29 protein-coding genes and 1 other RNA gene are annotated in these 23,191 nt (G+C 38.5%); 20 read left to right on the forward strand and 10 right to left on the reverse strand.

Going from position 1 to position 23,191, the window contains the following annotated elements:
• Positions 1-128: 128 nt before the first annotated feature.
• Both ACDX78_RS11255 and nth read left to right on the forward strand, forming a co-directional pair.
• The gene (locus tag ACDX78_RS11255) at positions 129-803 is read left to right on the forward strand and encodes a DnaD domain-containing protein (RefSeq protein ID WP_486027905.1); all 675 of its coding nucleotides are present in this window, start codon (positions 129-131) and stop codon (positions 801-803) included.
• Between the two features lie 4 nt (positions 804-807).
• Positions 808-1,464, forward strand: a complete 657-nt coding sequence (nth, locus tag ACDX78_RS11260) for an endonuclease III (protein ID WP_486027907.1) — start codon at positions 808-810, stop codon at positions 1,462-1,464.
• Positions 1,465-1,528: 64 nt separating this feature from the next.
• On the opposite strand, the gene ACDX78_RS11265 is transcribed toward nth, so the two are convergent.
• On the reverse strand, positions 1,529-4,261 hold the full coding sequence (locus ACDX78_RS11265) for a PBP1A family penicillin-binding protein (RefSeq protein WP_486027909.1): 2,733 nt from the start codon (positions 4,259-4,261) through the stop codon (positions 1,529-1,531).
• A gap of 122 nt (positions 4,262-4,383) precedes the next feature.
• Positions 4,384-4,980: a Holliday junction resolvase RecU gene (gene recU, locus ACDX78_RS11270; protein WP_486027911.1), complete on the reverse strand. Its 597-nt coding sequence runs from the start codon at positions 4,978-4,980 to the stop codon at positions 4,384-4,386.
• A 116-nt stretch (positions 4,981-5,096) separates the two neighbouring features.
• On the opposite strand from recU, the gene ACDX78_RS11275 reads away from it, so the two are divergent.
• Positions 5,097-6,047 carry a DUF2515 family protein gene (locus tag ACDX78_RS11275; RefSeq protein WP_486027913.1) on the forward strand — a complete coding sequence of 317 codons (951 nt, stop codon included), beginning with the start codon at positions 5,097-5,099 and terminating at the stop codon, positions 6,045-6,047.
• A gap of 30 nt (positions 6,048-6,077) precedes the next feature.
• Here ACDX78_RS11275 and ACDX78_RS11280 read toward each other — a convergent pair whose 3' ends face one another.
• The gene (locus ACDX78_RS11280) at positions 6,078-6,182 is read right to left on the reverse strand and encodes an acid-soluble spore protein SspM (RefSeq protein ID WP_486027915.1); all 105 of its coding nucleotides are present in this window, start codon (positions 6,180-6,182) and stop codon (positions 6,078-6,080) included.
• A 190-nt stretch (positions 6,183-6,372) separates the two neighbouring features.
• Between ACDX78_RS11280 and ACDX78_RS11285 the strand changes: the two genes are divergently transcribed.
• From ACDX78_RS11285 to ACDX78_RS11320, 8 genes are all read left to right on the forward strand, one after another.
• Positions 6,373-6,588, forward strand: coding sequence for a hypothetical protein (locus tag ACDX78_RS11285; RefSeq protein ID WP_486027917.1), 216 nt, complete (start codon positions 6,373-6,375; stop codon positions 6,586-6,588).
• A gap of 87 nt (positions 6,589-6,675) precedes the next feature.
• On the forward strand, positions 6,676-7,062 hold the full coding sequence (locus tag ACDX78_RS11290) for a DUF1798 family protein (RefSeq protein ID WP_486027919.1): 387 nt from the start codon (positions 6,676-6,678) through the stop codon (positions 7,060-7,062).
• Positions 7,059-7,457, forward strand: a complete 399-nt coding sequence (gene cdd / locus ACDX78_RS11295) for a cytidine deaminase (RefSeq protein ID WP_486027920.1) — start codon at positions 7,059-7,061, stop codon at positions 7,455-7,457. Before ACDX78_RS11290 ends, cdd begins: the two co-directional genes overlap by 4 nt.
• Before the next feature lie 162 nt (positions 7,458-7,619).
• Entirely contained in the window at positions 7,620-7,934 is a 315-nt protein-coding gene (gpsB, locus tag ACDX78_RS11300; protein ID WP_486027922.1) for a cell division regulator GpsB, read from the forward strand.
• An 83-nt stretch (positions 7,935-8,017) separates the two neighbouring features.
• Positions 8,018-8,399, forward strand: an RNA gene (rnpB, locus tag ACDX78_RS11305) — RNase P RNA component class B.
• Between the two features lie 132 nt (positions 8,400-8,531).
• Positions 8,532-9,665 (forward strand): THUMP domain-containing class I SAM-dependent RNA methyltransferase, encoded by a 1,134-nt coding sequence (locus tag ACDX78_RS11310; RefSeq protein WP_486027924.1) that lies wholly within the window; start codon positions 8,532-8,534, stop codon positions 9,663-9,665.
• 387 nt (positions 9,666-10,052) lie between these two features.
• Positions 10,053-11,138, forward strand: coding sequence for a type III polyketide synthase (locus ACDX78_RS11315; RefSeq protein ID WP_486027925.1), 1,086 nt, complete (start codon positions 10,053-10,055; stop codon positions 11,136-11,138).
• Between the two features lie 3 nt (positions 11,139-11,141).
• Positions 11,142-11,657: an isoprenylcysteine carboxyl methyltransferase family protein gene (locus ACDX78_RS11320; protein ID WP_486027927.1), complete on the forward strand. Its 516-nt coding sequence runs from the start codon at positions 11,142-11,144 to the stop codon at positions 11,655-11,657.
• Between the two features lie 50 nt (positions 11,658-11,707).
• Here ACDX78_RS11320 and ACDX78_RS11325 read toward each other — a convergent pair whose 3' ends face one another.
• From ACDX78_RS11325 to ACDX78_RS11335, 3 genes are read right to left on the reverse strand one after another with little or no spacing between them, the layout of a single operon-like run.
• Complete coding sequence (locus ACDX78_RS11325) at positions 11,708-13,399, reverse strand: b(o/a)3-type cytochrome-c oxidase subunit 1 (protein ID WP_486027929.1); 1,692 nt, start codon at positions 13,397-13,399, stop codon at positions 11,708-11,710.
• Positions 13,399-13,902: a cytochrome c oxidase subunit II gene (locus tag ACDX78_RS11330; protein WP_486027931.1), complete on the reverse strand. Its 504-nt coding sequence runs from the start codon at positions 13,900-13,902 to the stop codon at positions 13,399-13,401. The genes ACDX78_RS11325 and ACDX78_RS11330 overlap by 1 nt, the downstream gene beginning before the upstream one ends.
• 27 nt (positions 13,903-13,929) lie before the next feature.
• The gene (locus ACDX78_RS11335) at positions 13,930-14,079 is read right to left on the reverse strand and encodes a cytochrome c oxidase subunit 2A (RefSeq protein WP_486027933.1); all 150 of its coding nucleotides are present in this window, start codon (positions 14,077-14,079) and stop codon (positions 13,930-13,932) included.
• 249 nt (positions 14,080-14,328) lie between these two features.
• Here ACDX78_RS11335 and ACDX78_RS11340 point away from each other — a divergent pair, with 249 nt between their 5' ends.
• Positions 14,329-14,838, forward strand: coding sequence for an isoprenylcysteine carboxylmethyltransferase family protein (locus ACDX78_RS11340; RefSeq protein ID WP_486027935.1), 510 nt, complete (start codon positions 14,329-14,331; stop codon positions 14,836-14,838).
• A 64-nt stretch (positions 14,839-14,902) separates the two neighbouring features.
• On the opposite strand, the gene ACDX78_RS11345 is transcribed toward ACDX78_RS11340, so the two are convergent.
• Entirely contained in the window at positions 14,903-15,103 is a 201-nt protein-coding gene (locus ACDX78_RS11345) for a cold-shock protein (RefSeq protein ID WP_461183278.1), read from the reverse strand.
• 372 nt (positions 15,104-15,475) lie between these two features.
• Here ACDX78_RS11345 and ACDX78_RS11350 point away from each other — a divergent pair, with 372 nt between their 5' ends.
• Positions 15,476-17,146, forward strand: a complete 1,671-nt coding sequence (locus tag ACDX78_RS11350; protein WP_486027938.1) for a formate--tetrahydrofolate ligase — start codon at positions 15,476-15,478, stop codon at positions 17,144-17,146.
• A gap of 67 nt (positions 17,147-17,213) precedes the next feature.
• Here ACDX78_RS11350 and ACDX78_RS11355 read toward each other — a convergent pair whose 3' ends face one another.
• Together ACDX78_RS11355 and ACDX78_RS11360 are read right to left on the reverse strand one after the other, a co-directional pair.
• Positions 17,214-17,576 carry a DUF2512 family protein gene (locus ACDX78_RS11355; RefSeq protein WP_486027940.1) on the reverse strand — a complete coding sequence of 121 codons (363 nt, stop codon included), beginning with the start codon at positions 17,574-17,576 and terminating at the stop codon, positions 17,214-17,216.
• Between the two features lie 97 nt (positions 17,577-17,673).
• Positions 17,674-18,741, reverse strand: coding sequence for a C40 family peptidase (locus ACDX78_RS11360; RefSeq protein ID WP_486027942.1), 1,068 nt, complete (start codon positions 18,739-18,741; stop codon positions 17,674-17,676).
• Between the two features lie 154 nt (positions 18,742-18,895).
• Between ACDX78_RS11360 and ACDX78_RS11365 the strand changes: the two genes are divergently transcribed.
• The 7 genes from ACDX78_RS11365 to ACDX78_RS11395 all read left to right on the forward strand — a co-directional run bounded on the left by ACDX78_RS11365 (position 18,896) and on the right by ACDX78_RS11395 (position 22,657).
• Complete coding sequence (locus ACDX78_RS11365) at positions 18,896-19,852, forward strand: thymidylate synthase (RefSeq protein ID WP_486027944.1); 957 nt, start codon at positions 18,896-18,898, stop codon at positions 19,850-19,852.
• Between the two features lie 15 nt (positions 19,853-19,867).
• Entirely contained in the window at positions 19,868-20,356 is a 489-nt protein-coding gene (locus ACDX78_RS11370; protein WP_486027946.1) for a dihydrofolate reductase, read from the forward strand.
• A 17-nt stretch (positions 20,357-20,373) separates the two neighbouring features.
• Positions 20,374-20,967: a molybdenum cofactor guanylyltransferase gene (gene mobA / locus ACDX78_RS11375; RefSeq protein ID WP_486027948.1), complete on the forward strand. Its 594-nt coding sequence runs from the start codon at positions 20,374-20,376 to the stop codon at positions 20,965-20,967.
• Positions 20,968-21,097: 130 nt separating this feature from the next.
• Complete coding sequence (locus ACDX78_RS11380; protein ID WP_486027950.1) at positions 21,098-21,301, forward strand: twin-arginine translocase TatA/TatE family subunit; 204 nt, start codon at positions 21,098-21,100, stop codon at positions 21,299-21,301.
• Positions 21,302-21,404: 103 nt separating this feature from the next.
• Positions 21,405-21,581 (forward strand): twin-arginine translocase TatA/TatE family subunit, encoded by a 177-nt coding sequence (tatA, locus tag ACDX78_RS11385; protein ID WP_486027952.1) that lies wholly within the window; start codon positions 21,405-21,407, stop codon positions 21,579-21,581.
• Between the two features lie 95 nt (positions 21,582-21,676).
• Positions 21,677-22,429, forward strand: coding sequence for a twin-arginine translocase subunit TatC (gene tatC / locus ACDX78_RS11390; protein WP_486027954.1), 753 nt, complete (start codon positions 21,677-21,679; stop codon positions 22,427-22,429).
• Positions 22,430-22,441: 12 nt separating this feature from the next.
• Positions 22,442-22,657, forward strand: coding sequence for a YozE family protein (locus tag ACDX78_RS11395; RefSeq protein ID WP_486027956.1), 216 nt, complete (start codon positions 22,442-22,444; stop codon positions 22,655-22,657).
• A gap of 22 nt (positions 22,658-22,679) precedes the next feature.
• On the opposite strand, the gene ACDX78_RS11400 is transcribed toward ACDX78_RS11395, so the two are convergent.
• Positions 22,680-23,057 (reverse strand): YolD-like family protein, encoded by a 378-nt coding sequence (locus tag ACDX78_RS11400; protein WP_486027957.1) that lies wholly within the window; start codon positions 23,055-23,057, stop codon positions 22,680-22,682.
• Positions 23,058-23,191: the final 134 nt, after the last annotated feature.

Consider the following 23,191-nt stretch of genomic DNA (forward strand, 5'->3'; position numbering starts at 1 on the left):
GAGGTCTGATTCTTAATTAGCGATGATTGTTTATTCGTTATTTAAGAATCCGGCCCTTTTATTTTGCGGGTCATTTACCATCCAATATGTTAATTTCATGATATAATAGCCGGGAGGTGGTTTTATCTATGTCAATTGAACTTCCGCTGCAGGATATGCTTTTAAATCAGATTTCTGTTCCCGCCAGACTTCTCACATCTTATACTTCCTTAGGACTGAATGAGAAAGATGTCATGGTCATTTTGCAAATCCAGCGTTTTATGCAGGAAAAAAATGATTTCCCTACACCATATGAATTAGCCGAATCTTTAACAGTCGATGAAACGGAGTGTGCAAATATACTCCGTAAACTGATTCAAAAGAATATACTTACGATAGAGCAGAGGGAAAACGAAGAACGTAAAATCAGTGAAGCCTATAGCATGGCCCCGCTGCTTAAAAAATTATATACAGACAAGCCAGCAAAGGAAAACGTGGAAGGTACCATTTTTATTTTATTTGAACAGGAATTCGGAAGACCGTTATCACCATTTGAAATTGAAACGATCAATGCCTGGCTTGATGAGGATAAATTAGCTCCTTCATTGATAAAAGCAGGATTGAGGGAATCTGTTCTTATGGGGAAATTGAATTTTAAATACATTGACCGAATTTTACGCGACTGGAAGAAAAAAGGAATTCAATCAGTGAATGATGCCCGGAATGAGAGTAAAAAATTTCACTCAGCACAAAAAAGTACACAGCAGTATGCAGCGAAAAGAGATACTTCTTTTTATTACAACTGGTTAGAAGGAGAAGACTAGCGTTATGTTGACAAAAGCACAGATCAGGTTTTGCCTGGATGAAATGGAAAAAATGTTTCCCGATGCGAAGTGTGAATTGAATCATAATAGTCCTTTTGAATTAGTCATTGCTGTACTTCTTTCCGCACAATGCACCGACGTACTGGTTAATAAAGTAACTGCGGATTTATTTAAGAAATATAAGACCCCGGAGGACTTTTTAGCGGTTTCTTTGAAAGAAGTAGAGCAGGACATTAAGTCTATCGGTCTGTACCGGAATAAGGCGAAAAATATCCGAAAACTATCTCAGATGCTAATTGATGACTACGGGGGAGAAGTGCCGGAATCTAAAACAGAATTGATGAAATTGGCCGGAGTGGGGCGGAAGACTGCAAACGTAGTAGCTTCTGTCGCGTTTGATGAACCAGCAATTGCCGTAGACACGCATGTAGAGCGTGTTTCCAAGCGTCTGGCTTTCTGCAGATGGAAGGATTCCGTGCTGGAAGTAGAAGAGACGCTGATGAGAAAAGTTCCTAAAGAAGAATGGAGCGATACGCATCATCGGATGATTTTTTTTGGCAGATATCATTGTAAAGCGAGAAACCCAAATTGTCCGGAATGTCCACTGCTTGAAGTATGCAGGGAAGGGAAGAAGCGAATGAAAAAGGTAGAGCTATCATAATTGCTATCTTTAATGCAAAAAAAGAGGTAAACTCCGTTTGAAGTTTACCTCTTTTTTTTATTGTTTAACCGTCCCCGTCTTCATCATCTTCACCCTGCTCTTCATCTTCCTCATCTTCTTCGTCTTCTTCGTCTTCTTCTTCACTCGCCGGAACAGAAACTGATGTGCTTTGTGGATCGCCCCTCACACCATCATTTGCACCATTTTGGCCGATTGGCGTAACAATTATCGCATAATCCTGTCCAGGTGTGGCTCCGCTTATTTCAATTCCAGTTGATTCTACAGTCTGTGTTTGACCGTTTACTTCTACCTCAAAAGTAGCAGGAGGACCATTATAGCTCCAAGTGACATCAATAATGGCATTCCCTTCATCATACTGAGCATTCAAGTTACTAACAGGAGGGATATTCTCGCCATTGTTGTCCTCCTCATTCTCTTCTTCGTTTTCTTCCTCTTCCACTTCATCTTCATCTTCATCTTCGTCTTCCCCAGGGACCCGGATGCTCGTTGTTCTAGGCTCGCTTTCCATATCATTGTCATTGCTTACGGCAACCACTTGAATTTCATAATCGGCGTCTGGTTCGACTTCGGAAATTTCTATACTTGTATCTTCGGTTGAAGAGAGGCTCTGCATTTGTCCGTCATCTATACTATAGCTGACATCAAAGGATACATCTTCATCACCGTCATACTCCCACTGCACTTCAATGGAATTGGAATCTTCATCGTAGGCAGCTGATAGACCGCTAACCGGGTCTAATTCATCAAATCTTTCTGACGTACTTGATGGCTCAGTTCCTTGTACAAACAGCTCTGTCACAATTTCTGATGATGGAGTATGATCACTTGGAAGCGCAGCAGGGTTTGAGCCTCTTTCCACTTCTGCTTCCACAACCGAATCTGGTCTCGTGAAATCAGGGGTATCAATTCCCGCTGATATTTCTTCCATCGTATTTTTAAATAAAGCATGTGGTACCTGTGTATGACCGCTTGGGATCGGTGCGCGGTCTGCATATCCGCCGGTCCACGCAGAAATGGTGTAATTGGTCGAATAGCCTACAAACCAGGAATCGGGACTGCCGTCTTCTTCCGGATGACTGGTGGTGCCGGTTTTCCCTGCAACCGGTACACCAGGAACGTTTGCATTTGTTCCGGTACCTTCAGTCACAACCGTTTTTAGCATGTCTGTAATCATATAGGCCGTATAATCGGACATGACAGCTTCCGGCTCCGGTGAGAGTTCCACCGTTCTGCCATCCGGAAATTCCACTTTTGTTACTGCATATGGCTCATTATAAATACCTTCATTGGCAAATGCCCGGTAAGCTCCTGCCGTTTGGAGCGGAGTAGCATTTGTATCAGTTCCTCCAATGGCGTCACGTACATCCATATAATCTTCATGGAAATTAATTCCCAGACTCTCAGCAAATGGTTTTGCATGCTCTCGTCCCACTTCTTCCATTACTTTAACAGCAGGAACGTTTAATGATTGATTTAATGCATGTCTGGCAGTCATCCAGCCCCCGTAGGAACGGTTCCAGTTTCTGATTGGGCTGGTTCCTTCTACCTCATACGGCTGATCATCATTTAACTGATGATACGTAGATATTTGATTATGCTCAATCGCAGGTCCATAAGCGGTGATCGGTTTAAAAACGGAACCGGGCTGCTGGCCGCCTTGAATAGCGACATTATATTCATCACCCTGCTGATTTCTTTTTCCGCCTACAGCGCGAATAGCGCCATTTGTCGTATCCAGCACTACCATTCCGGCATTCATTTCATCGTCAGGAAATGGGATTGGATTTTCTTCATTGTCTGAAAGAAGAAATTCCACATGCTCCTGGACCTCTGTGTCGAGGGTAGTATATATTTTTAAGCCATCCGTATAAATATCTGCCCCGTCCACTTTGCTTTCCACTTCTCTTTGTACTTGTTGAATGAAACCTGGGTATGGTGTTGAATCTGTCGTTGAATCGGATAGCAGGGAGGGGATGTCAACTTCCCTTGCTTCATCAGCTTCTTCTTCCGAAATTTTTTCATGACGCACCATCAAATTTAATACGGTATTCATTCTTTCTTCTGTTAATTCAGGATTATTATATGGATTATAAGCTGATGGCCGCTGTGGCAATCCAGCTAAAATAGCAGCTTCAGGCAGGGTTAAATCATGCAAATCATCTTTACCAAAATAGGTTTGCGCTGCTGTTGCTACGCCATATGCATGATTTCCAAAAAATATTTTATTTAAATACATCTCCAAAATTTCTTCCTTGGTATATTGGCGCTCTAGCTGAAGTGCCAGCCATTGTTCCTGTACTTTTATGCTTAATTTCTGATCGGGTGACAAAAATGCATTCTCAACAACCTGCTGTGTAATGGTACTAGCCCCTTCAGCACCAAAGCCACGGCTGATGTTAGCGAGCACGGCACCGCCAATTCGCCTTATATCTATCCCCGGATGGTCAAAAAAACGTGCGTCTTCCGTGGCAATAACTGCATCAATAAGCACCTCCGGCAGATCTTCATAAGATATTTCTGTTCGATCTTCCTCTCCCGCTAGCGTTGTCACTACTTCGTCATTTTGATCCAGCACTACAGATGAAAGTGGATCCGTTAATTGGGCTGCATCCAAATCAGGAGCGGTAGCAATCCAATAAGTACCAACTGCCCCGGCTGCTAGACCAGAAAATAAAAACACAAGCAGCACAGCTAACACTATTTTTTTCCATAATGGTTTCTTTTTCGATTTTTTTTGATGTCTTCTCCCTGTACGAGTTTGGCTGTTATCTGCCATATCTCCATACCTCCGTCTCTATTAAAAAACTTGGTTGATCGCCAAGCCTTAGACAACGAAAAATTCATTTTTCGTTTATGCTTTTACATCAATTTTGATGCATATATACAGATTGAAAATTTTTATACTGAACAGTAAAGCTTATCTACTATCGCTAAATAATCAACTCTTGCCTGATAATGAAAGGGGATTAAATATCCTTCCGTTTTCATTTGCTGGTAAGAGATGGATTTCTTCCCGCCATTTAATTTGTCGTTCCAGAACAATAAAAGTTTCTCAAAAGGCAAATAATACGTTTCATTATATACCCTGAACCGGATAATTAAAAAACAAATGCCTCCATGATGAACAACTGATTTCATGTGTTCAATTTGGTGATCATGGATATTAGCTAAAGGAAACAACGTTTTATTTTTTGTTTCCTTGGCTTCAAAATCGATATGTTTTTGCTTGTAAACTCCGTTATAATCAGTCGTAGATGCTTGTTTAAAATAAGCTTCGGTGATGACCGCAGCACTTCTTTTCGGATAATTTACGTTCACGACTTGAACAGGGGTCGGCTGTTTATGAATAACTGCTTTATTTGCTTCCAAATAATATTGGTTGGTTGTATTAATATCTTCCTCCAGCGTCATCCCGCGATTACCGTACATTTTGTTTCCCAGTACGTTCGAAGCTCTGTTTGTTTGTACATTGTTGTTTCCATTAGGATAATTCATCCACTATCCTCCTAGGACTATACTGCATCATCTTTAAAAAATGAGTAATTATTAAACAGTATAAAATATGAATAATTACAGATAGTTAAACACAGAATAAGAAAGCAGGGTTATCTATGAATAACAATCAAAAGGATTATACCTTATTCCATTATATAATAAAAGAGGTAAAAAAACATAATGTTGACAATATCAGCCGTACAAATGCCTACTTGCAGTTTTATTTACAGCATCCTGAGATAGGGTGGGCATTGGCAGCCAGTTTGGTATCAAGAAACGCAGGCTGGAATATGACGGACTTATATTTATCCCCGTTCCAGCGTATGTTCAGTAAAAAAGAACTTCTTCACCTCTTTATGACATATGAACGGGCCAATTGGCTTATATTTTCCGATGCCTATCCGCAACTACTTATTTATAAGCAAGCTAAATCCGCGAATAAACCTTTATTCCATCTCTTGAAGTATTTTTACGTCTCTGAATTTATGATAAATGAATGGTTTCATTTCTGGAACTTTCATGATTATGACAGGCTAATCAGATCACTGATTATAAATGAACAAAATGTGATTCATTCCCCGGTGATAAATCACTCCTATTTCCAGTATCACGTATTTCATAAATTGCCATACCTGTTACAAAATATATTCTGGATGAATGCTGTTTTACTGCCAACTAAAAATGGCTTATACGGAGCATACGTACATGGCTTTACCAGTCTGACAAACCGGATTACTTTAGGTAAGCGGATTGCGACGACTATATTTCATCCTCATATTCATGAACAAGTCCTGGATTTTATGTTAACACATGAACATACAGGGTCGAGAAAAGATTATGAACGTTTTTTAAATTTTTCTTTTCCTGAAGCCCCCATGCTGCGCTTGATTTATCCAGTAATTACACATGAAGATCATATACGCAACGATTGGATGAAACAAAGAAAGGTAAAAAGAAAGTGGTATAATAGTGTACACACAATGGGTAACATAAAAGTTGCCAATGAATTTTACCAGAAAAGAAATATATTATTTGCTTATTATCATATTAAAAATGCTGTAACTTAGGAAAGGATTCGTAATGAATCCTTTCCTTTCTTATGTCGAAGGCCTGTTTGGACCATCCAGTTTTTTATCACCTTTTTTTAATGACTTGGAACGGAGACTATCCGTCTTTTTACTTCTATTTTTATTTTCCTTCACGTAAATGCCTCCCTTCAATATGCTACATGGCGGGGCTAAACAGCCTGTACACTCATTAAATGTAAAAGAAATAAAAAGCGTAATTACACTTCTTTTGTAACCTTTCTTCTAGTTTTGTCGAACATAAAGGATACCATGCATTGATATCGAATATTATTAGCAAAGAATTATTAGTGAAAGGGTGAATTACATGGCTTTGGCAGAAAAAAAATATTCATATGGCAGCAGCGGCTTGGAAAAGAGAGCAGCAGAAGCCTCATTACAACAATTACTGGATCAAATTCGTATTATGGATCAAAAGCTGACAATGAAGATAGACAGTGAAATTTGGAATAAGTATCAGGACCAGCAAAATAAAATCTATTATACAAAGACGATAATAGATAGAACAAATACAGGGAAATAATCCAGCTGAAATGTTTTTATAGATGCTAAATTTACCGAAAACTGATAAAGTAAAAGGGAGCATGCATCATAAAAGGCGGTTGTTATTATGGACGATATAATAGAACAAACAGAACAATTAAAAAAGTATGTAACCGGCTTAAAAGACAGGTATAAAACCAGTTCGCCTCCCGAAAACAGGAAAGACAGACAACTGTTCTTACGGGTTAAAGAAGAAACAGCACCTATTTATCAATTACTGGAATCCTGGGAAGCATCTGCATTAAAACTAGTTAAAAAAAGAAAAATCAATGTGCATCCGCAGCAAGTTTCTTCAACAAGTGAAAATATGGAAATGTTTATTATGCATAGCTATTATATTGATGTGAAAGAAAAGCGGTTTATGGAACTGCATAATTCCATCATATACATTTTTGATCAATTGCTAAGAGAGATCGAGCGGCATCAATTTGAACCAGGAGGAGACAATCTATGAAAGAACAATTAATGGCTGAGGCAAAAAACAGCATGAAAAATGCATATGTGCCATATTCAAATTTCCGGGTAGGGGCTGCGCTGCTTGCTGAATCCGGCACCATTTATACCGGGGGCAATATAGAAAATGCAGCATACCCTGTCTCTTGCTGTGCAGAACGTGTAGCTATATTTAAAGCCATTTCGAACGGAGAAAAAACATTTTCCGAAATGGTTGTTGCTGCAGATACAAAAAGACCGGTACCTCCGTGTGGATCATGCAGGCAGGTAATGAGTGAATTTTTCAGTAAGTCAATGCCTGTTCATCTGATGAATTTACAAAATGAAATCAAAACAGTAACGATGGAAAGTTTATTGCCATTTTCCTTTGAAAAGGCCGATATGGATTCCAAATAGTTTATAAAGAAATTGCAAAAAGGGAGGGTACTGTTTTTCAGTTTCCTTCCTTTTTGCTATAATAAATATAATGGTCTAAATCTACATTAAAATAATATAATTAACATTAGCGTGCAACATGTAAACTGACAGAATAAATATGGTATATAATGAGGTGAAGGCATGAGTTCAAATCTTGGTCAGTTAACAGGAAAAGATATACTTGAAAAAGATTTTAAAACGACAATGCGGGGATATAATCAGGAAGAAGTGGATGAATTTCTGGATATGATTATAAAAGATTATGATATATTCCGCCAAGAGATCGAAAAATTGCAGCAGGAAAATAACCGCCTGAAGCAAAGTTCCCAAGAGCATACAAGAACGAGACAAGCACAAACCCAATCAGCTCCCCAGGTGAATTACGATGTTTTAAAGCGGTTATCCAATCTGGAGAAAGCAGTATTCGGTAAAAAATATGCCGATTCGGATGGGTAAAGAATTTGATTCATTGTCAGTTTTTAACAAGTCTTGAAAACAAAGTCCTTCCATGATAAACTATTAGAAGATATGAAAGTTAACTGTTCATGTAATCGCTGTAAATTTTTTACAGAGGAAAGTCCATGCTCACACAAACTGAGACGTTTGTAGTGTTCGTGCTTGACGAAATCATAAGTTAAGGTAGCCTAAACGGCTAACGGCAAAATAAATTCCTAAGTCATGATTGATAGGGAATGATATTTTTGAAAGTGCCACAGTGACGGAGCTGCTATGGAAACATAGCAGGTGGAACGAGGTAAACCCCGCGAGTGAGCAACCCAAACAATGGTAGGGGCACCCTTTACTAGGGAAATGAACTGAATAAGGGACAAGTAAATAAATACTTGTAGATAGATGATTACAGCCGGAGTACGAGGATGACCACCGTTTGCAGTACAATGGCACAGAACATGGCTTATCGAATAGTTAACAGTCTTTAGTGGATGAAAAAACCTTTCTTATGGTACTTTCTATAAGAAAGGTTTTTTAATTTTAACATAAAATAGATGTAATGAAATGCTCGAGATAAAATTGAACTTGAAAGGATTGAGGCATATGAAAGAAGTAACACTAGTAGCCACTGCTGCCATGGGATTGGAATCTCTTGTCGCAGATGAAGTAAAACAACTGGGATACGAGGTGGAAGTAGAAAACGGGAAAGTCATTTTCACCGCTCCTTTATCCGCTATACCACGATGTAATTTATGGCTGCGTACGGCTGACCGCTTAAAAATTGTCATCGGGAAATTCAAAGCAGTAAGTTTTGATGAACTATTCGAATCGGTAAAAGCGCTCCCTTGGGAGAATTACATAGAAGAAGATGGTCAATTCCCGGTTACTGGAAAATCAGTAAAATCAAAGCTTTTCAGTGTTTCCGACTGCCAAAGTATTACGAAAAAAGCAATTGCAGAACGCTTGAAATTAAAATATGGTTTGGCATCAAACATGCCTGAAACAGGAGCCCTTTATAAAATAGAAGTTTCTATATTAAAGGACGAAGCTACACTCACGATCGACACTTCTGGTGCGGGACTGCATAAAAGAGGTTATCGCATCGGGCAGGGGGAGGCCCCTTTGAAAGAAACATTGGCTGCTGCACTTGTGCTGCTGACAAATTGGAAACCAGATGATCCAATGATTGATCCGTTTTGCGGGTCCGGCACCATTCCGATTGAAGCGGCATTAATTGGACAGAATATCGCACCTGGATTTAATAGAGAATTTGTTTCTGAGGAGTGGAAGTTGATCAATGAAAAATACTGGCAGGAAGCCTTTGAAGAAGCTGAGGATAAGGCCAAATATGATCAAGAGTTGGAGATTTATGGGTCAGATATTGACCATAAATCTATCCAAACTGCAGCAAACAATGCAACGGAAGCTGGTCTTGGTGACTTAATCAGCTGGAAACAAATGCAAGTAAAGGACCTTCATATAAGCAGAGAAAATGGATATTTAATCGGAAATCCGCCATATGGAGAACGGATAGGGGATAAAAGTAAAGTAGCAGAAATTTATCAAGCTTTGGGTGAGGTCATGAAAGATCATACAAGCTGGAGTGTATATATTCTCACTGCTTTTGAAAAGTTTGAACACAAGTATGGTATGACAGCAACTAAAAAGAGAAAGCTGTTTAACGGGTTTATTCAAACGAATTATTATCAGTATTTCGGAAAAAAATCGTTCACCTGAAAAAAAGTAGTATGGTAAAAAAATACAATCAACCACAGTAGCACCGGAAATATACGTAGACTCCTGTGGGAGGTCGGCTAAGTTTGGTCACGTCCTGTGACCAACGCCGACACTCGCACACCCTGGGCTTGCGTCGGCGTCGGTGAAACGGGTCAGGTCAAAAGCGAAGTATATTTCCGGAGCGGGTCATAAGTTTAATGTTGTTCGGATTTTCGTTTGCTAAGATGGTTTTGTCCCACCCTCGTTTTAAATGGATAAGATTTATATTGGGCAAGTTATTACATAGCTACAAAATCAACCATATGATATTCTAAGAAGCTATTGCATGATTTCCACTCGAAAGGGAAAACTAAGATGGAGAAAAATATAGCTATAGAAGGGTGAAACATGACATATATTTGTTCAGTAGGAACTGCTATGCCGCCATATGAAATGACCCAGCAAGAAATAAAACCATTTATAAAGGATATTTTTTCTCTTACAGACAGAGAATCAGCTAAGTTTTTTCCTGTTTTTGATAATACATTGGTTAAGAAGAGACAATTTGCAGCTGATCCATCTTGGTTTAAAAACACCCATACATTTAAGGAAAGTAATGATCTTTATCAGCAATCTGCAAAAATTTTATCACTGGAAGCAATTGATGAATGTTTATCAAACAAGGACTTTCTTGAAAAAGATATCCCGTATGAGGCCATTGATATGATTATTTTTGTGTCAAGTACAGGTTTATCCACCCCCTCGATTGATGCTCACCTTATGAATGAACGTCCTTTTAAAGCAAGCGTGCAGCGAATGCCCTTATGGGGGCTTGGCTGTGCAGGGGGGGCCATTGGTCTATCAAGAGCACATGACTTTATAACAGCCAATCCGGATAAAGCTGCACTAATTGTCTGCTGTGAACTCTGCAGCTTAACCTTTCAGAAAACTGATAGAAAGAAGAGCAATATTATTGGTACTGCATTATTTGGAGACGGTGTTGCTGCCTCCATTGCAATCGGAAAAGACTCGCCGCTCCGCTCCTGCTCGAAAAACAATATACCTCAGATTAAAAACACCAGCTCCTCTACAAAAAAGAACAGTCAGGATGTGATGGGATGGGAGATTTCAAACAATGGCTTGGAAGTAGTCTTTTCCAAAAGCATTCCCGTACTTATCAGCACTTTCTGGAAAGAGCATATTACTCACTTTTTAGAAGAAAATGAGCTGAGTGAAAGCAAGATTCATTCTTTTATTGCCCATCCTGGGGGAAAAAAAGTGCTGGAAGAGATGGAAAAAGTCTTACAAGCTTCCGGCAATAAGTTTAAACATTCCTATCAGGTTCTCGCCGATCACGGAAATATGTCATCAGCTACTGTTTTATATGTGCTGAAAAACTGGATGAAAGAAAAAGTGGACAAAAATGAAAAGAGTATAATATCAGCAATGGGCCCGGGTTTTAGTTCCGAATTATTGCTGATGGAGTGGGGTTAAGTGATGGGGGTATTTCTGTGGACATTATTTGTATTGATCATCATCCAGCGGTTAATAGAATTAAAAATAGCAAGAAGAAACGAAAAATGGATAAAGAGGAAAGGTGGAGTGGAAATAGGGAAGGAACACTATAAATGGTTTGTGCTTATTCATAGCTTGTTTTTCCTCTCTATTCTTATTGAAACTACACTGCGTGATGGTGCTATATTACCATTTAACTATATTTTATTTTTGTTATTTCTTTTAACACAAGCAGCCAGAATTTGGTGTGTTCTGTCACTGGGTAAATTCTGGAATACAAAAATCATTGTATTGCCAGGTTCTTCATTAGTAAAGAAGGGGCCTTATAAGTATGTTAAACATCCAAATTATATTATTGTAGGGATTGAGCTTTTCATTATCCCTTTATTATTTGGTGCTTATATTACTGCTGTTGTTTTTCCTATATTGCATATTCTTTTATTGCGGATTCGGATACCATGTGAAGAGAAGGCATTGAATAGAGCAATCAGACCTTAAAATGAAGAAAGCAGGCTCCCTGTTGTCTCAATAGCCTGCTTTCTTTTTTACTATGAATTTCCAATCGGCCAATCAAATGGCGGCGATCCCGGAGGCGAATTTTGGATAATATCCATGAACGGTATTGTATAAGCAAATAGAATTAACGCAATAGTGATCGCTATCCAAAGCTTATAGTTATCAAAGAATTTTGGCGTAGGCTCGGCATTTTCCTCTTCTTCTGCGATTGGGAACTCTTCCTGTCCTTTAGGTGCAAAGAAGGCAAGTTTAATGACAATATAAACCATCAGAATGATTCCAATACAAAGAATCGATCCGCCGATTGCCTGTGCTGCCTGATACCAAATCCATTCAGCAGCTTGCTCTGTTCCGCCATATTCGGAATAGGATGAGCGTCTTGGACCGCCCAGCAAACCTTGAATATGCATGGCACCAGACATAATTGTCATCCCGATTGTCCAAATAATGGTCTGGATGATCCCAAGTCTATTGATAGCAGGTGTTAATGTTCTTCCTGTCAGGTGGGGAATCAGCCAATAAGCAACACCAAAAAAGGTCAGGATCACTGTTGTAGCAACGGTTAAATGGAAATGTCCCGTTACCCAAATAGTATTATGAACAACCGCATTCATTTGGTGAGAAGCATTAATAATACCACCCGCGCCGCCTGGAATGAATGCAAGCATACCTATAAATGGAGCAAGAAACCTTACATCTTTCCAAGGCAGATGCTTCAGCCAGCCGAATAGACCACCAAACCCTTTTTTGCGCCCGGTTATTTCAAAGGTTGCAAAAATGGAAAATGCTGTTAGTAAACTTGGGATTACTACCATGAAAGTAAGTACAACCTGTATAAATTTCCATGTTGGATCGATTCCCGGTTCCGTTAGCTGGTGGTGGAATCCAACTGGAATAGAGAAAAACAGCAGCAGTACAAAAGCAAGTCTTGCCAGTGAGTCACTGAATATTTTTCCACCTATGATTTTTGGAATAATAGCATACCAGGCCATATATGCAGGCAATAGCCAGAAATAAACGAGCGGATGACCAAAGTACCAGAATAATGTACGGCTAACCAATACGTTGATAGTTTCTGCATAGCCTAAAGACCATGGAATAAACTGCACAATTACAGCAATAGCTACTCCAAGGGAAGCAACAACCCACATGATAAAATTAATAACAACCATAAATGCTAGAAGTGGTGTTTTTTCACCTGGATGTTCTTTCTTCCATTTATACAGCTGGTGAAAATTCGTAAATGCAGCGATCCAAGTTCCAATAATAACTAAAGCTAATCCAATATAAAATAGCGGATGTGCTTTTAATGGAGCATAAAACGTATATAACACATTTGCTCTGCCCAAGAGTATTGTAATAGCAACAAGTGTTGTACCAACTAACATGACCCAGAAGCTCAGCCATCCTGCTTTCCGATGTTTATCTGACATCCCGACTGTTTTGCCCATTAAAGCAAATTGAAAACCGATAATAAAAAAGATAGTTAATACGAGAGCAAGAATTACACCGTGCAATGTTAGTACCTGGTAATAATCAATTCCCCAAGGAAGCGTAATGGTCCCGGACCTTACAAGTGTCTGCAGGAGGCCTGCCAGACCTCCAATTGCCAAAGAAATAAATGCAACATACATGAAGGACATATACAGCCTTGATTCCTGCTTTGATATAGATAGAGGCAGCCTTGAGTTGTCATAAAACTTTTCTAGTTTTTCCATTGCCATTATTCATACACCTCCAAAGTTGCATACATTAAATGGTGGCCTGTTCCGCAATACTCATTACATACGATTGTAAATTTCCCGGTATTATTCATTTCTGTCTCGAGACTGCTGATATAGCCCGGTTCAACCATCATATTTACATTTGTTCCTGCTACATTAAATCCATGAACTACATCAGGTGATGTAACCTGCCATAAAACAGTAGATCCTTTTGGAATCCGAATCGTGTTTACAGGAGAACCATCCTCATCCGTTCCCAAATCATAATTAAATGCCTCAGCGACAATATTTACAATGTATTTGTCATCTTCCACTTTTGTTACTCCCAGATTTTCTGGTTTAAATGCTTCGTGTGCTTCTATATTTTGCGGATCGATCGTAGCTCCGTGACTTTGCGGGTGTGTCCCCAGCCAGAAAGCTCCAAATCCAAGTACCATCAGAAATACAACCAATGATCCTACACCTAAGGTAAGCCATATTTTTTCAAACTTGTGTAAATGCATTATTATATCCCTCCCTATTTATTTTTTCTATCTGATAATAAATAGTGCATATACAAGAACCCAGCTGACGATAATAAATAGACCAACGAATAATACTGATATGAAAGTGCCTCTTAGGTCAGGTTCTTTTTGTTCATGTGTTTTTTCTTCTTGTTTTTTTCCTTCTATGCTGCTCATTTTTACCACCCTTTCATATAAAATTTCCTCTTGATTTCATCATACACAAGTTAGCAATAGTTTTAATTACAATTCATCAGGTTTCACAATTTATTCAATAGTTCAAACCAAGCATTATATAAGGGTTTTACTAACCTTTTGGTTAATAAAGTTTGTGGCATAAATGTGAAATAATTGTAGATAATAATTGAAAAAAGAAACAAATGTTCCTGCGTTGACCTTATGATAAAAATAATGGAGTGATTTAAATTGGCTATTTTGATGTATTTCACGTTTTTATTCATATTATCAGTCAGGGTTTTGGAGTTATATATATCGAAAAGAAATGAACAATGGTTTAAGGAAAGGAGGGCAGTTGAAAAAGAAAGAAGAAAATACAAATGGCTGCGTTTGCTTCATCAGTTATTTTTCCTGTCCATCCTGTTTGAATGGCTGTTTTTAATTAACCCGGGGACATTTAATGTGTTTTTCTTATTTTTATTTATCCTGGTCTCAGCAGGGAAGCTTTGGTGTGTGCTGAGTCTGGGAAGGTTTTGGACACTGCGAAAGTTTATGCTGCCTGGGGTTCTGCTATTTAAAAGGGGACCATACAGATTTATAAAAGAACCTTATAATGTCATTAATTTCATTCAACTATTTATTGTTCCGCTGATATTCGGAGCATATGTTACAGCATTGATTTTTCCTTTATTTCAATTGCTATTAATGCAGTTGAAGATGCCTGAAAGGGGAGGTTTATTTGAAAAGGCATCATTATAGTAAACCGGCATTAAAAAAAGCAGTAATCCTGCATAGGATTACTGCTTATATATATAGAAACAATTTAGTTTTTAACTACATTTGCAGCTTGCGGTCCACGCTCGCCTTCAACAATTTCAAAAGATACCTGCTGGCCCTCTTCCAAAGATTTAAAGCCTTCTTCCTGAATTGCTGAATAATGGACAAAAACATCATTTCCTTCTTCAAGCTGAATGAAGCCATAGCCTTTTTCTGCATTAAACCATTTTACTACTCCGTTTTCCATGTATATAATCCTCCTAAAAACTTTCACGTTCATCATAGGAAACGTGGTAATACAAAGCAGACTAACAGAACATAAAATAAGGCAGCCCATATAGAATTGCAGGATCACTTTCACATCCACTTCTATAGAAGCTGCCTATGCTGTAAATGAATCCGTACATCTTCTTTGCTTGAGTCTAATATAGCTTAATTATAAGTGTCAGTCAAGAATTTCACTAACAATCGGTTTTAAATATTTAAAATCGGCTCTCTATTGGATCGTTTATTATTAAATTTTCCCATATATTATTTTATAAAAAGTACAATTTAAGTTATAATGAAACCGCTTAATAAGATTCGAGCATCAAGTTAAAAAGGGGAAGGGGCATCCTATATGAAAACAGATATCGATATAGCGCAAGAGGCACAATTAAAACCGATTGGTGAGATTGTCTCAGATCTTCAATTATCCAAGGATGATTGGGAGCCGTACGGTCATACAAAGGCAAAACTGTCTGATAAATTGTTACATAGACTTCAGGATAAACCGGATGGAAAAGTAATATTGGTTACTTCCATTAATCCGACACCTGCAGGGGAAGGGAAGTCGACGGTTACTGTCGGTCTTGGTCAGGCATTAAATAAAATTGGCAAAAAAACCGTTATTGCGCTTCGTGAACCTTCCTTAGGCCCTGTAATGGGATTGAAAGGGGGCGCAGCAGGAGGAGGTTATTCACAAGTACTGCCGATGGAAGATATTAATCTGCACTTTACTGGAGACTTGCATGCAATTACAGCAGCAAATAATGCGCTCTCCGCCATGATTGATAACCATATTCACCGGGGTAATGAATTAAATATTGACTCCCGAAGGATTGAATGGAAACGGGTAATGGACATGAATGACCGGGCTTTAAGGCAAATTGTCGTTGGCCTGGGAGGTCCTTTACGTGGTGTTCCAAGAGAAGAAGGCTTTAATATTACGGTAGCCTCGGAAATCATGGCCATTTTATGTTTGGCTATGAGCCTGGATGATTTAAAAGTAAGGCTTTCCAATATTGTCGTCGGTTATACGCATGAAGAAGAGCCGGTTACCGTCAAAGACCTGAAAGTGGAAGGAGCACTCACATTACTGCTGAAGGATGCCATGAAGCCAAACCTGGTGCAAACAACGGAAAACACGCCGGCCATCATTCATGGTGGCCCATTTGCCAATATTGCACACGGCTGCAATAGTATTATAGCAACAAAAACTGCGGCCAAACTAGGGGAGTACGTCGTCACAGAAGCAGGCTTTGGAGCTGATCTCGGTGCCGAAAAGTTTCTCAATATCAAGTCCCGGGCAGGCGGGTTTGAAACAGATGCTGTTGTTATCGTAGCAACTGTCCGCGCTTTAAAAATGCACGGCGGAGTTGCAAAAGACCAGTTGAAAGAAGAGAATGTAGAAGCATTAAAAGCAGGTATGGAAAACTTAAAAAAACATATTGAGACGGTTGAAACATTTGGCCTGCCGTTCGTAGTAGCTATTAATAAATTTCCTACTGATACCGAGGCGGAAACAAATTTCATTGAAACTTGGTGCGCGTCCAGAAATATAGAAGTAGCATTAACTGATGTTTGGGCAAATGGGGGAGAGGGCGGTGTCCAATTAGCGAAAAAAATAATTGATAAAGCAGATTCTCCTGATAAAGATTTCCGCTATTTGTATGATATAGATGAGTCACTAGAATCCAAAATCAGAAAAATAGCCCAAACCGTTTATGGAGCAAATGACATTGAATTATCGTCAAAAGCCAAAAAACAAATAATATTTTATGAAAAGCAGGGGTGGGGGAAGCTTTCGATTTGTATGGCAAAAACGCAATACTCCCTGTCTGACGATCCGACCCTTCTGGGACGTCCGAATGATTTCACCATCAGCATAAGGGAACTGCGCCCATCAATCGGTGCAGGGTTTATCGTTGTATTGACGGGAGATGTAATGACCATGCCGGGCTTACCAAAAAAACCTGCTGCATTAAATATGGATGTTACAAACGAAGGAAAAGTGCAAGGGTTATTTTAGAAAGTTAAAAAAGCATCAAAAAAGAACCATTCGGTATCCCTTTCAATACGATGGTTCTTTTTTGATGCTACTCACTAACCGATTTTTTATGTGCTCGATCACTGTTTAACAGCCAATTATGCTGAAATATTTCAGTTACAGCGAGAAGTGCTCCGGTTAAAACTGCACCCCAAAATGTTACGGAGGTATTCACGAAAAACATAGCCCCAAAATAAATCACGATAGCCGAGACACCCCAATCAATAAAAGTGCTCAGCCAGTTTGTATTTTCTTTTAGTATGGCAAGTTCCATTGCAAAACCAATAAAAGCTAATCCTGCACCAATAATAATTGGCTGATACCAGCCTCCAAAATTGACATTCGGAAAAATCCAGGAAGCCAGGATGATTCCAATTGGAGTAACAAGTAACTTTACTACTAAACCAGTCATCTAATCCCACCTTTTCTATGCTGTAGGATTAGTATTTACAAATATATAAAGTTTATGAAACAGCTTTAGATGACATGTAGACTGCTTAAGGCGACTATTACTGTAAAATTCGTTTTGCGCCTAAGTATCTTGGTTCCCAGTAAGAATTGCTTAATTTACTGATTTCAACACCATTTGATTCTCCGGCATGAATAAACTCTCCATTGCCTATATAAATACCCATATGGGAGGGTCCAGGCTTATATGTTTCAAAGAAAACAAGATCACCTACAGAAGGGGATTCCACCGGCTGGGCAAAATTCCATACTTCACTTACCGTTCTGGGGATCGTTACATTTTGTGATTGAAATATATATTGAATAAATCCGCTGCAATCAAAGCCACTGGGAGCTGTGCCCCCCCAGGTATAGGGAGACCCAATCATTGCCCGGGCTTCATTCACTACAGCATCCGTATGAGAAGCTTCAACTTTCACTTTTTTTATTTCTTTTTCCTGCTTATCTTTTTCGTTCTTCGTATTTTTTGCTTCTTCATTTTCTTGATTAATTTCCGCATTTCCATTCAAATTCTCGGATGTTTCCGGGCTTTCATCCTGATCTGATTCATATAAAGCAGTTAGCGCTTCTTGGGTAATCTCCTCAGATAATTCTATGCCATGTTCTTCCTCGGCAATTTCAAGGGCTTGCTTTGTAAGCGGGCCATAAATGCCATCTAATTCCCCTTTATAATAGCCAAAATATTGCAATGCCTCCTGCACAATCTTCACATCTTCCCCGTGCATCCCGGGATAAATAGATTCGGATAGCTGCTCCACTTGATTCAGATACCTTTCCTTTTCCATTTTTATGATGGCGCCAATGGTATCTTCATCAGCCTGGCCGTAAGATGCTATATGGTGTTCGGTTTGTACTTTTTTTAGCGCATGTTCCGTGAATAGCCCAAAATCTCCATCTATCTCATCATCATAGTAGGATAATTTTTTTAATTTATGCTGCAGAATCTTAACCGATTCCCCGTGTTCACCGTACTGAAGCTGTTCTGTTTCCAATAATATTTCATTCTGCAATTCAGGGTATGCATCGACGTAAAACATAAGGGGCTGACTCAGCACATAGCTGTATAAAACAGATTTTTTTACTACTTGCTCTACTGTACCGTTAATCATGCAAAAATCCCCTTCCTTTTTAGCTGTCTATAAAGTTTTATGAGAAACATCGCTACTTATGAATTACGGTTACATTACAATTCAATACAATACTATCATGAGTTCTTTATGTTACAATAATAGTAAATGAACTATGATATTTGGAGGCAGCGCTATGATTAAAGGTGAACAGGCTTATTTGGATTTATGCAAACATATTATAGATGAGGGTACAAAAAAAGAAGATCGGACAAACACTGGGACATATTCTGTATTTGGTCATCAAATGCGTTTTGATTTAAGCGATGGGTTTCCTTTATTAACTACTAAAAAAGTTCCGTTCCGGCTAGTTGCAAGTGAACTTCTCTGGTTTATCAAAGGGGATACCAATATACGTTATTTACTTGAACATAATAATAATATATGGAATGAATGGGCATTTGAACGTTGGGTAAAAAGCGTTGATTATGGAGGACCTGATATGACCGATTTTGGAAATCGCAGTCAGCGGGATTCGGCATTTAAAAAGCAATACGAAGAACAAATGAACAAATTTAAAGATAAAATACTGAGTGATCAAGCATTTGCTTATAAATATGGTGAACTGGGTGCAGTCTACGGAGAGCAATGGAGAAAGTGGAAAACATCCCAAAATGATACGATCGATCAGCTAAAGGGGGTAATTGAATCTATTCGCACAACACCTGATTCTCGGCGCCATATTGTCTCTGCCTGGAATCCCGAAGATATCCCGTCCATGGCACTCCCCCCATGTCATACATTATTTCAATTCTATGTTGCTGAAGGAAAATTATCTTGTCAATTGTACCAGCGGAGTGCTGACGTTTTCCTGGGAGTGCCGTTTAATATTGCAAGTTACGCATTACTGACTCAACTGATCGCCCATGAATGCAGCCTGGAAGTCGGAGAATTCGTGCATACACTAGGAGACGCTCATATCTATTCAAATCATATTGAACAAGTTAATACGCAACTGGCAAGAGAAAAACGGGAATTTCCAAAACTAAAAATCAACGAAGATAAAAATTCCATATTCAATTTTGATTTATCTGACTTTGAACTGATTGACTATAATCCACATCCATCTATCAAAGCACCAATAGCTGTTTAAACAGGGGGGATAAATTTGATATCATTATTAGTAGCAATGGATCGAAACCGTGTAATAGGGTACAAAAATGATTTGCCATGGCATCTTCCAAAGGATTTACGTTTTTTTAAAGAAAAAACTACTGGCGGAACGATTATTATGGGAAGAAAAACTTTTGAATCCATTGGCAGGGTTCTGCCAAAACGAGAGCATGTAGTTTTAACAAAGCAAGGAATTAATCTTCCGGAAGAAGTGAAAGTTATTTCTGATGTATCCACTGTAATGGATTTGAACAGGAGGGAACCGGAAAAGGAGTTTTTTGTGATCGGCGGAGGAAACATTTTCTCGCAAGTAATGCCTTATGCCGACAGAATGTATATTACATGGATTGATGAACCCTTTGAAGGGGACACCTTTTTCCCTGATTTTTCCAATGAGGACTGGCATTTAACTTCAAGGGAAAAAGGGGAGACGGATGAAAAAAACCCTTATGATTATTACTTTTTGCAATATGATCGAAAATAATAAATCAAGGAGTTTTTATGACTGTTACCGGAGTAATTCTGTCTGGAGGAAAATCATCCAGAATGGGAAAGAATAAATCTTTGTTATCTATAGAAAATAAAAAAGTGATTCAGCATATACATGATGAATTAACAAGCTGTACAGATGATCTGGTAATAGTTGCAAATGAGCCTTCAGCATATTCATTTCTTACCAGTAATATTGTCAGTGACCGATTCCCGGGAAAAGGGCCATTAGCCGGACTGGAAACAGCTTTTTTTCATAAGAAAGCAGATGCTTATGTTGTCTCTGCCTGTGATACGCCGCTTATTAAAAGAGAGGTCTATAAGTATCTCTTGTCACGCCTCCACGATTATGAAGCAGTTGTACCTGTTTTCAATGAGCAAACTCATCCGCTATCGGGAATATATCGGCGGTCTGTTTTAAAAGCTGTACAGCAGCAGCTGGATAAAGATGAGCTAAAAGTGAAAAGTTTTTTTAAAAACATTCACGTAAACTATGTCGATGATTTTGCCATGATCTCGACTGAAGTTTTACAGCAGCATTTTTTCAATATGAATACACCGTCCGACTATGAACAAGCAAAGTTATTGTATGATTTGTCCAATTAGTGAATTACATGTTAAACTATTGATGTTTCTAATGGAAGGAAGTATAATATGCTATGAAGATTCGTTTGTTTTTTGTTGTTTTAAATAATTGCTACCTTAATAAAGTCTATAACTTAAAGAAGGTGAAATCATGGCCAGTATCGGTGTTCCAGGTTTGATTTTAATATTAATCGTTGCATTAGTTATATTTGGTCCGTCCAAATTACCAGAAATCGGTAAAGCTGCAGGTCAGACGTTAAGGGAATTCAAAAAGTCTGCAAATGACTTAACCGGTGATGTGAAAGATGAAGTAAATGAAGTAAAAGAAATAGCTACAAATGAAAATAAGGATTAGAAAAATAAAGGTTTTCGCAGTTTACTTATGCAGGCGGGAAAGTCTTTTGTAAAGAGAACACAATAACCTGTACCTGCCAAATAAATCTTTGGGAGTGAATGAAATGTTAAGCAGTATTGGTATCCCGGGGTTAATTTTAATACTTATCATTGCACTGATTATATTCGGCCCTTCTAAATTGCCGGAGATTGGCAAAGCTTTTGGGGGGTCCTTGAAAGAGTTTAAAAATGCTACAAAAGATATATCATCAGATAACGCTTCCTCAAAGGATGAAAAATGAATATTTATAGGGTGAAGTGAAGGTGTAAGGTATATAGCCTTGCATCTTCTTTTATGTTTATCAGATAGTCGTCCAAGGCTGCAAGAGGTGAAATAATGGCTAAGCATGAAACAGAATATAATGACAAAGAAATGAATCTTGTCGGACATCTTTCCGAGCTGAGAAATAGGCTGATTGTGACCGCTGTTTTCTTTGTTGCATTTTTTATTACCGGTTTTATTTTTGTCGAGGATATATATAATTTCTTCATTAAAGATTTGGACTTTCAGCTAACCATTCTCAGTCCTGGAGAAGCAGTTTGGCTTTATTTTATGATGGCCGGACTGGTGGCTATTACAGCTACTTTGCCGCTTCTTTCCTACCAAATATGGGCATTTATTAAACCGGGACTGACCCCGAAAGAAAGAAAAGCAAGCATACCGTACATTCCGGCAATCTTTTTATTATTTGTGAGTGGTTTTGTATTTGGCTATTTTATGTTTGTAGAACTGATCTTGCCTTTCCTGCTCAGTATCAGTGAAGGGATGTTTAACGAAATGTTCACTACGGAAAAATATTTTAAATTTGTACTCCGGGTGACATTGCCATTTGCTATATTGTTTGAAATACCGGTGATATCGATGTTCTTGACGAGTCTTGGGCTTTTATCTCCGGAATTTATGCGAAGAAAAAGAAAATACGCCTATTTTATTTTAATTGTCATTAGTACCATGGTCACGCCGCCGGATTTAATATTACCGCTTATTATTGCAGTACCATTGCTCGTTTTATATGAGGCAAGTATATACTTATCAAAACTTGTTGCACGCAAAAAAGAGGAAAAACATCGGAATTTCATGGAAGACTAAGAGGTGTAAGCTTTGCGTTCATTTTACCATTTTTTAATGACTTATCGGGGGAAACTCAAACCAAATGATGAAAGTCGCCTTGCTGACTGGGCATATAAATCATTCGACTTTCCAAAGCATTCAGCTGAGTATGACGAAATCAGCAGATACCTGGAAACGAACAGCCCGTTTCCAGGTGCACTGACTGTATTTGATGAACTATGGGAAATCTATAAAGAAACTGATTAATGGTGCTCTTGCAAGGGCGCCATTAATTTATTGTAAACCCGATAACAGAATCAAAGTTTATTTTTATTTCCCCGTTATATTTCCTTTTTAATATTATACATTTCCTTTCTTTATCCATGTTTTTTATTTTTCCGGCGTAATCCATTTCAATTCCTTTTTCATAAATAGATAAGGTAACGGCATGCTGATGCACATAAGCTTCCTCAAGTTGATGATTCATATTTTCTATTTCCTGTGGATCCAATATCGGTTTCACTGCTTTTTTATCTTCTGCCCACAGTTCTTTAAGCAATTCTGCATGCTCCGGGAGCATGAGCGTCGACCATTTTATATTTCCTCTGTCCTGTACTATTTTCCTCACCTCTAAATTATTATACCGGAACATGCGTTCTTTATTCAATGTGATTTTCTTCCATTCGTGCTAATATGCTCAGCAGCAACCCTGGGGAGGAAGCCTATTTCTACACGAAATGTTTTCATTCTGTATTTTTCGCTATATTTTGCCCGAAATAGCAAACCAATTGTAAATTCCTG

Source organism: Virgibacillus oceani (genome assembly GCF_041521345.1).
In the GTDB taxonomy this organism is placed as follows: domain Bacteria; phylum Bacillota; class Bacilli; order Bacillales; family Amphibacillaceae; genus Virgibacillus_N; species Virgibacillus_N oceani_A.

Excerpts from the sequence above, each read along its gene's own strand:
- ACDX78_RS11255 (WP_486027905.1), top strand. The coding sequence starts at position 129 with ATGTCAATTGAACTTCCGCTGCAGGATATGCTTTTAAATCAGATTTCT.
- nth (WP_486027907.1), top strand. The coding sequence starts at position 808 with ATGTTGACAAAAGCACAGATCAGGTTTTGCCTGGATGAAATGGAAAAA.
- ACDX78_RS11265 (WP_486027909.1), bottom strand. The coding sequence starts at position 4,261 with ATGGCAGATAACAGCCAAACTCGTACAGGGAGAAGACATCAAAAAAAA.
- recU (WP_486027911.1), bottom strand. The coding sequence starts at position 4,980 with ATGAATTATCCTAATGGAAACAACAATGTACAAACAAACAGAGCTTCG.
- ACDX78_RS11275 (WP_486027913.1), top strand. The coding sequence starts at position 5,097 with ATGAATAACAATCAAAAGGATTATACCTTATTCCATTATATAATAAAA.
- ACDX78_RS11285 (WP_486027917.1), top strand. The coding sequence starts at position 6,373 with ATGGCTTTGGCAGAAAAAAAATATTCATATGGCAGCAGCGGCTTGGAA.
- ACDX78_RS11290 (WP_486027919.1), top strand. The coding sequence starts at position 6,676 with ATGGACGATATAATAGAACAAACAGAACAATTAAAAAAGTATGTAACC.
- cdd (WP_486027920.1), top strand. The coding sequence starts at position 7,059 with ATGAAAGAACAATTAATGGCTGAGGCAAAAAACAGCATGAAAAATGCA.
- gpsB (WP_486027922.1), top strand. The coding sequence starts at position 7,620 with ATGAGTTCAAATCTTGGTCAGTTAACAGGAAAAGATATACTTGAAAAA.
- ACDX78_RS11310 (WP_486027924.1), top strand. The coding sequence starts at position 8,532 with ATGAAAGAAGTAACACTAGTAGCCACTGCTGCCATGGGATTGGAATCT.
- ACDX78_RS11315 (WP_486027925.1), top strand. The coding sequence starts at position 10,053 with ATGACATATATTTGTTCAGTAGGAACTGCTATGCCGCCATATGAAATG.
- ACDX78_RS11320 (WP_486027927.1), top strand. The coding sequence starts at position 11,142 with ATGGGGGTATTTCTGTGGACATTATTTGTATTGATCATCATCCAGCGG.
- ACDX78_RS11325 (WP_486027929.1), bottom strand. The coding sequence starts at position 13,399 with ATGGCAATGGAAAAACTAGAAAAGTTTTATGACAACTCAAGGCTGCCT.
- ACDX78_RS11330 (WP_486027931.1), bottom strand. The coding sequence starts at position 13,902 with ATGCATTTACACAAGTTTGAAAAAATATGGCTTACCTTAGGTGTAGGA.
- ACDX78_RS11335 (WP_486027933.1), bottom strand. The coding sequence starts at position 14,079 with ATGAGCAGCATAGAAGGAAAAAAACAAGAAGAAAAAACACATGAACAA.
- ACDX78_RS11345 (WP_461183278.1), bottom strand. The coding sequence starts at position 15,103 with ATGGAAAACGGAGTAGTAAAATGGTTTAATGCAGAAAAAGGCTATGGC.
- ACDX78_RS11350 (WP_486027938.1), top strand. The coding sequence starts at position 15,476 with ATGAAAACAGATATCGATATAGCGCAAGAGGCACAATTAAAACCGATT.
- ACDX78_RS11355 (WP_486027940.1), bottom strand. The coding sequence starts at position 17,576 with ATGACTGGTTTAGTAGTAAAGTTACTTGTTACTCCAATTGGAATCATC.
- ACDX78_RS11360 (WP_486027942.1), bottom strand. The coding sequence starts at position 18,741 with ATGATTAACGGTACAGTAGAGCAAGTAGTAAAAAAATCTGTTTTATAC.
- ACDX78_RS11365 (WP_486027944.1), top strand. The coding sequence starts at position 18,896 with ATGATTAAAGGTGAACAGGCTTATTTGGATTTATGCAAACATATTATA.
- mobA (WP_486027948.1), top strand. The coding sequence starts at position 20,374 with ATGACTGTTACCGGAGTAATTCTGTCTGGAGGAAAATCATCCAGAATG.
- ACDX78_RS11380 (WP_486027950.1), top strand. The coding sequence starts at position 21,098 with ATGGCCAGTATCGGTGTTCCAGGTTTGATTTTAATATTAATCGTTGCA.
- tatA (WP_486027952.1), top strand. The coding sequence starts at position 21,405 with ATGTTAAGCAGTATTGGTATCCCGGGGTTAATTTTAATACTTATCATT.
- tatC (WP_486027954.1), top strand. The coding sequence starts at position 21,677 with ATGGCTAAGCATGAAACAGAATATAATGACAAAGAAATGAATCTTGTC.